Origin of the sequence: Microcoleus harperi Pol14_C6 (genome assembly GCF_036701295.1) — a bacterium.
In the GTDB taxonomy this organism is placed as follows: Bacteria; Cyanobacteriota; Cyanobacteriia; order Cyanobacteriales; family Microcoleaceae; genus Microcoleus.
The window spans coordinates 38,523-51,464 of the sequence record NZ_JAUBQN010000014.1 but is presented as its reverse complement, the minus strand read 5'-3'; the positions used below and the strand labels follow the sequence as shown (position 1 = coordinate 51,464).

At 44.0% G+C, this 12,942-nt stretch carries 8 protein-coding genes; 1 reads left to right on the top strand and 7 read right to left on the bottom strand.

What is annotated here, in order from left to right; translation table 11 throughout:
- Nucleotides 1–94: 94 nt before the first annotated feature.
- From QUA27_RS12255 to QUA27_RS12230, 6 genes are all read right to left on the bottom strand, one after another.
- Nucleotides 95–736 (bottom strand): Uma2 family endonuclease, encoded by a 642-nt coding sequence (locus QUA27_RS12255; RefSeq protein WP_333068245.1) that lies wholly within the window; start codon nt 734–736, stop codon nt 95–97.
- A 42-nt stretch (nt 737–778) separates the two neighbouring features.
- A complete protein-coding gene (locus QUA27_RS12250) occupies nt 779–2,641 on the bottom strand; it encodes a tetratricopeptide repeat protein (protein WP_333068244.1) in 1,863 nt (620 codons plus the stop codon).
- Entirely contained in the window at nt 2,634–6,725 is a 4,092-nt protein-coding gene (locus QUA27_RS12245; protein WP_333068243.1) for a tetratricopeptide repeat protein, read from the bottom strand. The genes QUA27_RS12250 and QUA27_RS12245 overlap by 8 nt, the downstream gene beginning before the upstream one ends.
- Before the next feature lie 24 nt (nt 6,726–6,749).
- Nucleotides 6,750–9,533 carry a tetratricopeptide repeat protein gene (locus QUA27_RS12240; RefSeq protein ID WP_333068242.1) on the bottom strand — a complete coding sequence of 928 codons (2,784 nt, stop codon included), beginning with the start codon at nt 9,531–9,533 and terminating at the stop codon, nt 6,750–6,752.
- A gap of 277 nt (nt 9,534–9,810) precedes the next feature.
- The gene (locus tag QUA27_RS12235; protein WP_333068241.1) at nt 9,811–10,674 is read right to left on the bottom strand and encodes a calcium-binding protein; all 864 of its coding nucleotides are present in this window, start codon (nt 10,672–10,674) and stop codon (nt 9,811–9,813) included.
- A gap of 561 nt (nt 10,675–11,235) precedes the next feature.
- A complete protein-coding gene (locus tag QUA27_RS12230) occupies nt 11,236–11,475 on the bottom strand; it encodes a hypothetical protein (protein ID WP_333068240.1) in 240 nt (79 codons plus the stop codon).
- 64 nt (nt 11,476–11,539) lie between these two features.
- On the opposite strand from QUA27_RS12230, the gene QUA27_RS12225 reads away from it, so the two are divergent.
- Entirely contained in the window at nt 11,540–11,707 is a 168-nt protein-coding gene (locus QUA27_RS12225; protein WP_333068239.1) for a transposase, read from the top strand.
- Between the two features lie 330 nt (nt 11,708–12,037).
- Here QUA27_RS12225 and QUA27_RS12220 read toward each other — a convergent pair whose 3' ends face one another.
- On the bottom strand, nt 12,038–12,223 hold the full coding sequence (locus QUA27_RS12220) for a hypothetical protein (RefSeq protein WP_333068237.1): 186 nt from the start codon (nt 12,221–12,223) through the stop codon (nt 12,038–12,040).
- Between the last annotated feature and the right edge of the window lie 719 nt (nt 12,224–12,942).

Below are 12,942 nucleotides of genomic sequence, written 5' to 3'. Positions count from 1 at the left end.
GACTTGTCAAGGGGAGGCGGGTTTTTTCTCGGACTTGGGCGCGCGCGCTCAGTTCATTGTCTTTGGGACAGCTAGCAGATTTAAAACTTGCTGTTTAAGTAGGTCGGCAATTCTGTCTCCAATCCTTTGCTGCTGCTAACGGGTGAGGATTTTTTACACATTCTGTCAACATATCGATATCAATTCCCGGTAGCAATTCGCTTTGTGTGATTAATTCATAACCGCAGTTTGACACGAATTCAACCGGAATTTCTTCTCGCAAATGGTAGATAGAAAATCGGTCATTTCGCCAGAACCAAACCTCTCGCACATTCAACCTTCTATACAGTTCTAGTTTATTGATGCTGCCACTGGTAACAATCACTTCAATTACCAAATCGGGAAATTCTTTATCTGTGCCAATACAGTAAGCTTCATCCGGTTCCGTACCGCCACTTTTTTCCTCTTGTCGCAGAGTTGTAGACCCAAAAGGGAAATATTCGATGTCAGCTTCTACAAAGTAAATTTCTAGCAGATTTCCAATGCCAGTTTTGCGACTTTCATGGCGGCGAGAAGGCGACATAATTTCCAAAACTCCATCTAAATAAGTAACTCGATATCCCGCTGTATCTCCAATCCGATTCAGCAGTGTCTCGTATTGTTCCCAGTTGGCGCTATCGGTAATGTAGCGATCTTCAGGATCTTGGCGTTGGAGTGCTTGTTCCTTAAGTAGCGTATCTAGCTCGCTCGTCAGCATCGGTATTACCTCCTTACAAGTTGTTCTAATCTTAGCTAAACTTTATTCCCAATCAAACTGCCTCCCCAAATATTCCTCTAATTCCTGATTGTAAGGTCGAAAATAATCCCTCAGCCAATCGCGAATTGATTGATTAACCGGCTGATAAGAACCAGGATTAGCATTTTGGTACTCAGACAATTGATATTCCGGCAAATCTAAAAATTCTAAAACCTGCTGGACTATAGCCGCCGCACCTGCATAAAAATCTTCACTTTTCAAAATTAACAACTGTTCTCTAGGAAAGAAAGCCAGCCAGTTTTTAATAAATTCTATGTACCTACCGCGAGCTAAATAATTACCCGGTTCCTCGCCGATGATGTATTCGGGATTTTGATTCAACCGTTCAATTTCATCGCTAATTACCCGATCGAGCGATCGCGCTTCCCAATTTAAGCCAGTCAAGCGGTAAAATTGAGAAATCGCCCTATCGACGGGATTTCGCAAAAGTACAATCAGTTTCGCCTCTGGAAACAGCCTGTAGAGGCGTTCCGGTGCTTCCCGACAGTCAAAATAGCTCGGACTTGCTTCGCCAGTTACAAATTGCTCTCCCTGCGGCATTGGCGGAAAATGAGCCAAATACCAGTCAATACCTCTGTCAAAGTGCCACGAAAAAAAATCCATCTCCTTTTTAATCGGAGTCAAAATTTGCGGGTGTTTGGATAAATAAGTATACAGAGAAGTCGTCCCGCACCGCTGAGAACCAATAATTATAAAGTTAGGAACTTTGACTGATTTTAAGTTCCAATTTTGTATAACAGGCATCTTGCCTGTATCTGCTTGTGGAACAGGTATCTTGCCTGTTCTCTTACTGATAAGAGATGCAAAACTTTGTTTGTAACTGACAGTTCGATAAAAATCAATCGCTGCGGCAATTTTACCTTGCCTCGTCAAAGCTTCTCCCAAATTCAGATAAGGCCAAAAAGCCTCCGGTTGAGCTGCAACAACTTCGCGGCACAAGTTCTCAACTTCATTTAGCTTGTTTTGCCTAACAAAAACTTCCCACAAATTGTAATAAAACCACCAAGGAATATCGGGATTTATTTCTATAGCTTGGAAAAATGCCGCCGCCGCTTCCTCCCAATATTTATGGTGGCTCAGAACAGCACCTAAATTGTAATAAGACCAGCAATCATCGGGTTTTTGGGCGACAGTTGCGCGAGATGAGGCTAATGCGCGATCCTCTTCAATGGCTGCGCTAACGCACTTTTCTTGCTGCTGCAACAAATCCTCTAATTTCGCTGATCTTTTTGCACAACTCGGTATATTTGTCAATAGCAATTTGTAAATAATTATTGCGCTTTTTGGGCGATCGTACTTGGCTAAATTCTTTCCTAACGGCAAATAAAACTCCCAATTTTCCGGTGTAATTTGCAAGTGAGATTGTTCTAACACTAAGTTTAAATCCGACTCTGTTTGTCGGAGAGCGTATCCCAACTTCTCGTAAAGTCCCGGCAAATCTCCGTCAATTTCAATAGCTTTTAAATACGTAGCGATAGCTTCATCCCACTGTTTGAGTTTAGTTAAAGCGTCCCCTAAATTGCAAAAAGACCAAGCAAAATCCGAGTTGAGTGCAATCTCGCAGCGGTAAGCAGCAGCAGCCTCTTCCCATTGCTGAAGTTTCAGCAAAGCATCGCCCAAATTGTGATAAGACCAGGAAAAATCGGGATTTAACTCAACAGCTTTTTTGTAAGCAGCGACAGCTTCCTCCCAGTTTTCAAGTTTCAGCAAAACATCGCCCAAACTGTGATAAGACCAAGAAAAATTAGGATTTAATTCAATAGCTTGTTTGTAAGCAGCAACAGCCTCATCAAACCGACCGATTTCTTGCAAGGAATTCCCCAAAGCGTGGTAGTCATTATCCATGGAAAACTCCTGCAATAGTCAGTAATTTTTCCAGCGAGTTCAAATCCAACCGCATATTCTTATGTAAAGGTTTTGTCGGAGTCTCATCATCAACCAAATCACCAATTAAATAGTAATGTTCCAAACCGCACAAATTGCTAATCATCCAATAACAATGCGGAACGTAAAGGGGAGAAAAAATCTCAATTACCTTAGTTCCCGGATTACAAAAAACTAGATTAGTCAACCCCCCGCCGTGGGGTGCGACAACTACTTTAGCAGCAGCCAAACACGATGCTTGTTCGGCAATCGACATCGTTTCTAACTTGACACTGCGAAATCCAAATTTTTCTAAATATCTAATTACCTCTTCATCGTTGACGATTCGCCGATAGGATGCTTCTTGGCGGCTGATATAAATTCGCTCTGAATAGTCTGTATTTATTGGCTTTTGTTCATTTAAAAATGTCTGTTTGAGATAGTCACACTTCCATTTAGAAACCGCCCCCGATCCGTCATAAGATATTGAGGGAACTATTAATTTTTCGGCGGTAATGTGTAAATGGCAGCGACTTTCTAAAATTTTATCTTGAGGAATTCCTAAAATCTCTAAAGTTTCTGCTTGATAGGAAGAATCCGAGGCATTGACAACAAACTTATCTATAGTTTCTATCAATCCGCTGCGCTGCAAAAGGTCAAATCGCGTAATTACATCAAACATCCAATGAAAATAAGCGGCTCCACCCCAGCGAGCCGATAAAAAAGCTATATTTCCATCGACGTGTTCAGCGGGAGGCAATTTGCCGGAAGTAATTACCAATTCAGCACAACCCATTGAAATATCAGCAACAAGTTTATTGTCTGAAGTAATCACAGCGCTAGTCACAACATCTGCCCAAGCTCTTCCGTTTCGCAATACGGCAACAAAAGCTTTTCTGGAATGACTTTGATGTTCCCAAAATCTGTGGCTGCTATCGATTGTTTTGGAATCAGATAAATAGATTTGACTCGCAGGGTGGATGTCAATGCAGGCGAGGTGCGGATTGGATTCTGCAGCAACGGTCAAATCTTCTGTAAACCCACAGTATTTTTTGAGAACACTTAAGGGTAAATTTTGATTACTGCATTTTGCCCGATCGCTCTCATCGACTTCTCCTTGTTGTTCCAGAGCATAACCTATATTATCGTAAGCTTCAAACAAATCGGGTTGAATTTGCAATGCTTGAACTAAATTAGTGATTGCAGGTTCCCACTGCTGTTTGGCAATTAAACTCAAACCCAATCCTTGGTAACACCAACAGGATTTGGGATCGAGATTTATGCCTTTTTCGTAAATGGCGATCGCCCTTTCTAATTCCCCTTGATTCCGCAGTGCATCACCCCACTTTTTGTACAGCCAACTATGCTCAGGTTCTAGCTCAATAGCACGATCAAAAGCCCCGGCTGCTTCCGACCAATTTTCTTGTAATTCCAGAACTTCCCCCAAACTATTGTAAAGCCAACAATCATTGGGGTTTAATTCAATAGCTTTGCGGTAAGCCGCCGCAGCTTCTTCCCAATTTTCCAGTGCAACCAAAGCCCTACCTAATCTTTCGTAGGACCAACAGAAATCGGGATTGAGTTTAACTAACTTGCGGTAAGCAACAGCAGCTTCCTCGCACTCAGAAAGCTCCATCAGCACATCGCCTAAATTGTTGTAAGTCCAACAAAAATCTGGATTTAACTCAATAGCTTTGCGGTAAGCAGAAGCGGCTTCCTCGTGTTGCTCAATCGCCTGCAAATTTTCCCCCAAAAAGTGGTAAGCCCAACTGAAATGAGGGTTGAGTGCGATCGCCCGTTGGTAAGCGGCCCGAGCTTCGTCAAACAGTTCTTTCTCTTGCAGAGTTTTACCCAACTTGTGGTAAGTTAAGTAGTTGCCAGACTTAATTTTAATAGCTGTTTGATAGCGGGCGCTCGCCTCATCCAAATAACCCGAATTCGCCGCAATATCTCCCAACTTTTCCCAACCCAGAGACAACAGAGTTTGCTCTTCGCCCAAACTTTGATTGCCGATTTTTTTGACAATCAGTTGATAGCCTTTATGTACAACTTCTAACTGACTTCCAAACATCTCCAAAAAAACATCTATGCCAATTTTTGTATCTTGCTCAGGGCTGTCGGGAAACGTAAACTCGTAATCATCAAAAATCATCAATCCCCCAACTTTCACCAACCTCCAAGATAAAATCGCATCTTGCAGAGCACTGGTAGGTTTGTGACAGCCGTCAATGTAAGCAACATCGTAATATTCCTCAGCCAAGTTAATTAACAACTCTTGAGAGTAACCTTCTAATTCAATTACCCGATCTGCTGCTCCCGTTTTAACAATATTGCCCTTAAAATGTTGTTGAAAATACAAATCAATACAAGTAATCTTTGCCGTCGGATGAGTTAAAATATTATCCAGCAGCCAGCAAGCAGACATTCCCTGAAAGCTGCCGATTTCCACCACTTGAAAATCCGCAATTCCGGTCAATTCCTGTAAATGCCGTTTCCAAATAGGAATATTGTGGGTAAACCAATCTTGGGTAAATTGATAATTTTTTGACGCACACTCAGGCCAACCCCTCAATTCGCTGGCTTTTTGGTGGCAAATAATTGCTTCTTCTAATTCCCCTAATTGCGGTAAAATATTTCCTAAATCGTTGTAAGGCTTAGAATTAGCCGGATCGATTTCTATTTGGTGGCGGTAAGCGGCAATTTGTGCGTATAACTCCTGTTGTTTTGCCCGAACATCATTTAGTTGGGCGACAACTTCCGCAGCATTGGGTTCAATTTGCAGTGCCATGCTATAAAATACGATCGCACCTTCCAACTGCTTCTGTTTTGCTAAACTATTGCCTAAATTTATATAAAACTCCGCTCCATCTAACTCAATTCCCAGCAATTTGTGGTAAATTTTCCCGCTTGCCAGTACCTCAATAGCTTGACAATAAGTTTCGATTGTGCTGTCTAAACCCGATTCGCTGCGCTTCCGCAAAACATATCCCAACCGCTGATTAATTCCAGTCAAATTCGGCTCAATCTGAACCGCGTGCAGGAAAGCAGCCACAGCTTCATCCCAGGATTTTTCGCAGGTTAAGGCAATTCCCAAATTGACATAAAACCAAGGAATATTGGGATTTATTTCAATAGCTTTGCGGTAGCAACTAATAGCTTCGGACCAGCGTTCTTTGTGAGCCAAAGCGTCCCCTAAGCAATTGTATGCCCAGTAGGAATTATCATTAATTTCTAGAGTCTGACGGTAACATTTAATGGCTGCATCAAAGTCCTGTTTTTGCGCGAAAACATTACCTAAACCCACGTAAGCACGAGCGTATTTGGGATTGAGTTCGAGGCTTTTGTTGTAACAGGCGATGGCCCGATCGAATTCTCCTCGCTCCGCCCAAGTTTTACCCAAACTGTGGTAAGATTCAAACGAATTTGGATTGATGGCAATGGCTTGTCGGTAATTGGCGATCGCCTCATCCCACCGCTTCTGACCAACCAGCATTTCTCCCAAATTGTGATAAGCTGTTGCCAGCTTCGGGTTTAACTTAATTGCCCGCGAATAACATTCAATAGCACGATCGAACTTGCCCAATTCAACCAAACTATTTCCCAGAGTGACTTGTTCCTCAGCAGTTGCCCAATTCGGCTCGATATTAAAAGCTTGATACCAACAGTCTGCCGCCTCTTCTCGCTTCTCTAACTGCGTCCAAATTTTCGCCAACTGCCGATAAACAGCAGCAAAATTCGGAGCTAGCGAAATTGCTTTTTCACAATTTACGATCGCCTTTTCCCACTGTTTCCCCTGAGAATACAAACTGCCGAGATTAGCATAAACTTCCGGCAAATTTGGATTGCGATCGATTGCCGATTCATACCACTGCTTAGCTTGCTCGATTTCCCCTCGCACCTGCATCACCTTTCCCAGCGTCTGGCAAGCTGTCGCCAAATTCGGTTCAATTTTCAACGCTGACTCGCAAGCAGCAACTGCCTCATTCAACTTTCCTTCGGCTAAATAAACTTCTGCTTGCCGACTCAAATCAACCGCTGCCTTTTCCATCTTCTCAATCGAGGGCATAATTAAACTTGCTCCAGACACCAACTAACCCAAACCCACAACTTCAACCATCTTTTTCAGCGAACTCAAGTTCACCAAAATATCCTCGGTCAGGGAATTCTGATACATCAACTGTCTAATAGGATAGCATTCAAAAGCCTCACCCGTTAAAAAGTAGTGTTCCAACTGCAAATATTGACTGATTCCCCAGTAATAATGGCTGATATAGTGAGGCGACACCAACTCAATTACTTTAGTTCCCTGGCAACTAAAAATCGTATTTGTCAAGCCGCTGCCGTGGGCAGCCACTATCACCTCAGCGTGGTAAAAATGAGCAATTTGCTCTGCCAAAGACATCGACTCTGGCAAAATAGAAACAAAGCCAAATTTCTCCAAAACCTCAACTACATCTTCCTCGTTCAAAACTCGTCGATATCTTGCTTTGCTGCGGCTGATATAAATCCGTTTTGGATAGCTAGAACTAGGTATAATTCCATTGAGAAACTCGCGCCTCAAAAAATCCATCGCCCACTCAGAAGGCCAGCCCAAATATCCCGCAAAAGAAGGTACAATCAACTCGGTTGCTTGTATGTGAGGCAAGCGATCGCTCTCCAAGACTTTTTCTTCGGGAATCCCCAAAATTCTCAGACTTTCCCGCTGAAATTGGTGCTGACAACTATTCACCAAAAACCAATCAATTTCCGCCAAATCCCTACCGCTGTGCCTCAGCAATTCTATCCTCGGCAAAACGTCAACCATCCAGTGAAAATAGACATTTCCCGACAAACCAGAAAGCACCGCCACGCTGCCGTCAATTTGCTTGAGAGGCGGGAATGATTCTAACTTAAAAACGCTGTGTTTTCTAATATCATGCTTTTCACATCCAGGTAAAAACCCCGGATAATCTCTCGACACATCAGCTAACAAATAATTGTCAGGAGTAATTACAGCGATCGCCTTGCAAATCAGCCAATAATTTTCTTGTGGCACAATCCAAACTCGCCCGTTGGGAATTGCAGCCACAAAAGTTTTGGGCGACTGCACAGGTATCGGTTGCGAGTTGGACAAACGGCACACTCCCCAACCCAAATGTACGGGATCGAACCACTTAGAAAGTCGCTGCAAACACAGCCCGCAAGTTAACCCGGCACAATCGGAATTTGCCAATTTGGAATTGGATATCGCAAATTTGGAAGTCGGAATATTTTCTGGACTTGCTTCTGGTGCAAGTTTCCAAAATATTTCCACATAATTGTCACCATCCAACTTAGCATTAACCAACCAATCCCAACTCGATAAATAAATACCCTGAGGAGGTTTTATAGAAGTGCTATCTGGCCAGATAAAACTCTGTTTTTTCCACTCTTTCTGCTCTCCATACCCGTGCAATTGCAACTCTAAAACTTTTTGATAATAATCGATCGCTCGTTCCCAGCGCCCCTGTTTTTCCAGCAGTTTAGCCAACTCAAAATAAACCTGCGGTAAAGCAGGTTGAATCGTCAAAGCTATGCGGTAAACTGCAATTGCTGCACTGAACCGCTGTTGCTGGGCTAAGGAATTTCCCACGCGCCAGTAAAGCTCTGCATTTTGTGGCTGAATTTGCAAAGCTTTTTGATAATAAGCGGCGGCGGATTCGTGCCCGCCGTACTCTGTTAGAGCATTTCCCAAATGCAAGTAAATTTCGGCTAAATTATCGCAAATTTCAGCAATTGGTAATTCGGCATTGGGCGTTGGGCATTGGGCATTGGGAATAGTTTCTTTTTCTTCCTTCTTCCCTCTTCCTTCTTCCTTCTTCCTTCCAGTTAGTGCTGTGAGAAATCGATCGCACGCAGCGATCGCCCTTGACAATTCATCATCTTCTACCGTCGCAACTCTGCGCCTGTCTCCCAAGCGGCAGTAAGCCTCAACAAAATTAGGCTTCAGAGCTATTGCCCGCTCAAAATAAGGCATGGCTTCCGCAACTTGACCCAAAACCATCAAAGAAAAACCGGCATCTGTATAGGCCGCAATATAGTCGGAATTGATCTCGATCGCGCGATCGAAACAAGCAAGCGCCACCGAATGTTCCCCCTGTAATTGCCACGCTTTCCCCAGATTGTAGTGAGCCAAAACCATGTCCGGCTCCAACTCAATAGCTGTGAGGTAAGATGCGATGGCCCTTTCCGGACTTTTGTCCAGCAAGGCTTGACCCAAATTATTGTGCAGCGTTGCCCAATCCGGCTTAATCTCCATCGCCCGCTGGTAAAGCTCGATCGCCTCAGCAGCCCGATCGTCCTTGAGCAAAATCACACCCAGATTGCTGTAAGCTTTCACGTAATCCGGCGCCACGGCAATCACCTGTCGGTAGGTATCCATTGCCGCTTCTAGCTGACTATTTTCATCTAAAACCACAGCCAGATTGTATAAAGCATCGAGATAATCGGGTTTTTGGGCCATCGCATTTCGGTAACACTCGATCGCCCCCAACAAATTACCCTGCTTGTGAAAAATATTTCCCAAGTTATAATGAAGTTCCGCCCAATCTGGTTTCAAATCCAGAGCTTGTCGGTAGTGAAAAACCGCCTCATCCAGCCACGAATAGTCGCTGTAAAGTTGACCCAAATAAGCATGAGCCAGAAAAAACTGGGGCGAAATCTCCAAAGCTTGCACAAAAGCGTCTCTTGCCGCCGTCGGATCGCCTTGAGCTTCGAGAATTTCGCCTAAAGTCGTGTAAGCCGAGGGCGAAAACGGTTGAAGTTCGATCGCCTTTTTGCAAAACTCGATCGCCTCAGTTAACTTCCCCCGGTTCAAATAAATTTTGGCTTGCCGGATATATTCTTCAGTGCTCATTGCTAGCCAGCAGTTGCGGTTTCTTTACCGCTTCAGTAAAACCTAGAAATTTTAAGTTAAAAACTTTGTATTTATATTCTGCCCGATCGGGCGATCGATTAATTTTATCAATAACTCTCGATCGACTTTTTTTAACTGCCTCTGCTTCAGTTCCTGCATTTAATATTTCAACCTCACCCCGCTTGTGGCAGAGTGAGGTTGAAATCCTTTAAAACTACCGATTTTGTGAGAACAGCCCCGAATCTTATCCGGTGCTGCCCCACAACAGCCAGTTGTTTTAGAACAACTCGAAGTTGTTCGAGGTAATTGTCAGGCCAGGCTGCAACTGAGCAACAGTTAGAACTCCATTGCTGCCGTTGAAGTACAACGCACCGCTTGTTGGGTCGTATACCAACTTGTTCGTCGTGGCTGATCCTGGGGTAGCTGCGTTGAAACCAGAAACGACGACAAACTCGCTTGCCTCGAAGCTGCTGCCCAAACCAGCGAACACACCGCCCTGCTTCAAGCGGATCTTATCTTCACCTGGGGTAAAGTCAGTGATCGTATCTACGCCATAATCGCCACCGCTGGAGAAGAAGTAGAACGTATCGCTGCCAGCACCGCCGGTCAGGACATCAGCGCCTCTGTCGCCAGAGATAAAGTCATTGCCAGCACCGCCATCGACAGTATCGTTGTCTTTACCGCCGAACAGGCTGTCGTTGCCGTCGCCGCCGCCGACAATATCGTTGCCTTGGCCGCCAAAGACTGTATCGCTGCCCGATCCGCCGAGTACGGTGTCGTTGCCTCTATCGCCAGAAATTAAGTCATTGCCATCGCCACCGTCTACGAGGTCATCACCTTTACCGCCAAAGATGAAGTCATCGCCGGTGCCGCCAGCGACCACATCGCTGCCGCTGCCTGAAAGGATGGTATCGTTGCCGTCGCCGCCGCCGATACTGTCATTTCCGCCACCCGATACAATCAGCTCGTTGCCACTGCCACCAGCGATGACATCAGCGCCCCCAAAAGTCAAGATGATATCGCTGCCGGAGCTTCCGTTCAGCCTGTTTTGACCTTCGATTCCGATAACGGTTGAGCCACCGCCACCAGTACCACCTGGTAGTGAACTTGCTGGCTGTGTTGGATTAGTTACCTGTGTCATTTACACTCCTCCTAAAAGATCAATCATTTTTCTACAATACACTTTTCCCTCCAAAGGGATTCAATAAATGAAACCGGACATCGGTTGAGACCCTAATTGACCCGGCTGCTATAAGCTGTCATGTAATTTAAATTGTCAGCAGCGAGCCTCGGAGCGCGAGTTGAATCCTGTATTCGTTGAGCAGCAAATCTCGGTTGTTTCCTGCTTTTGACTCTCGACTCCACCACTGCCTCCTCTAACACGAAAATATTCCACTTAAACGTTTGCGAGTTTACCATAATGACCGTCGATATGGCTAGTCATTATTAAAACAATACCCGGAAGATACACAGAGACCATTTTTAATCGGAGTATGCTCTCAAGATTGAGAAGTTGCACCGGGTCCTTGGCACTGTCGATCGCTGGAGAGTTCGATCGCCCGCAATGGGGCTGGAACTGAGCTGCGATTTCTTTTAAGTACACTGTACCTGACCAGACTTTTGATTTTCGCCAATAGTTCCCCAGAAATCAAAATTTTTTAGCTGGCTTTGAAAGCAAGCCCGTGCACGATCGAGGCCGGATTCAATCAAAAGTGCCTCCCAACACAGTCCCTGACGGACTTTTGAGCCTTATCACCTTGATGTTTCTACCGAAATCCCTCACGCTCAATACAAGATTTTGGCTAAAAACCCAGTTTTTCAACCCCAATCCGTCATTTCCACCGTGATCCACATCCATCCGGACAATCGGACAATGCAGCGCTAGTCTTTTGGTGAAGTTGGGATGAAAGGTGAGCCGGTAGATTTGTGACGGTACTGTCACTAGATTTTAGATTTTAAATTTACTCCAGAGATGAATCTGGGAACTGGAACTAAGATATAAAATTTTGGGATGCTGGCGAATCCTCCGCCAGTTATGGGTTGGCGCAATTATAGTTATGAATAATTTACCTGTTGATAATGCTGAAGCCATCAATTTTCTGATTGCATCTATCGGAGCCAAGGTAAAATTCTTACCTCCCTACTCGCCGGATTTATCTCCGATAGAGTTGTAGTGGGCCCAAATCAAAGCTATTTTCCGTTCAGAAGCATATCCACCTTCAAATGTTCTTGATGAAGCGATGACTAAAGCTATTAATGCTTTTACTGATGAAAATGCTTTGCCATCCTTTCATCACTCTAGTCTCTGTTGAGAACCAACTAAATAGTTGATTTTTGTGGTAGATTCGATGGCTAATATTCGATGGCTAATACCTGTGAGTTCAAATATTAAGTTTTTAGCCAAGAGTTGTTTACTAATTGTTGTTGACTTCGAGCCGATCGTTAACGATTAGCAAATTATCCGAAATTTGGTTCGGCAGTAATTCCGAGAAAATCTCTACTATTTATTCCGAGCGGTGTGCTTCTAGTTGCGCTGGTGATGCGTTGGAATTACTCTGGCTGTCGTACTTGTAGATGTGAGCGTCACTCTCGAAAATATAATTGATGGAAGTAGCTGCATAGTAGCTCAGCGCTAGCAACGACAATAGATTAAGAACTCTATAAATTGGTTTCTCAGATACTTGGTTCATTTTGACTCCTACTTTTTATGCAAATAACTAATTTGGATACCGTGACGGCACTTTTTTTTAGAAGTTCCCAAACATCTCGCACCTCTAAAAATTTAGCTGGCTCCCGTTATACACTCCTGATGCCCGATCGCCGAAAATAAGTTTTACTTGCGATTTGAGACGACAGTTCTTGTTGCCTATTTCATATTGCTGTCTCTGCCTTGAATTGTGTATCTAACTGCGGTAATAGTTAGGCTATTTGGACGCAAGCGAACTATACAATTTCCCGTTTAGAGCTGCTACGATTTGAAGAAAGGGAGCTGGAAAAGCTTAAAGGGCAAAGAGCCTAGCTGTTTTTCAACGCCTAGCCAGGATTTTCCACATTCGATTAATGGTACGTGGCCACCGGTAGTATAAAAATTCTTAAGCTGGTCAGCGGCAGGCGAAAATATGTCTTAAGTTATATTTTTGCAAGCAACAGGCCACGTTACATTACATATCAATTTTGAGCTTGGTTGAGGTGGCAGGTAATTTTTGGGTAAAAATGTTGTGGTCGCTGTCCGATAATTTGAGTCTGACAATTTTGCCTGAACAATTTTGACTGAGTCGCACCATTAAATCACGATGTGACAAAAAAAGTAGGCCTCAGTCGATTGGAGACTTCGGTGTGATACGTTCAGCGAGGGCTGAGTCTATCTGGCTCAGTTGAACAATTGGAAATTGGAGATTTATTCCACAGA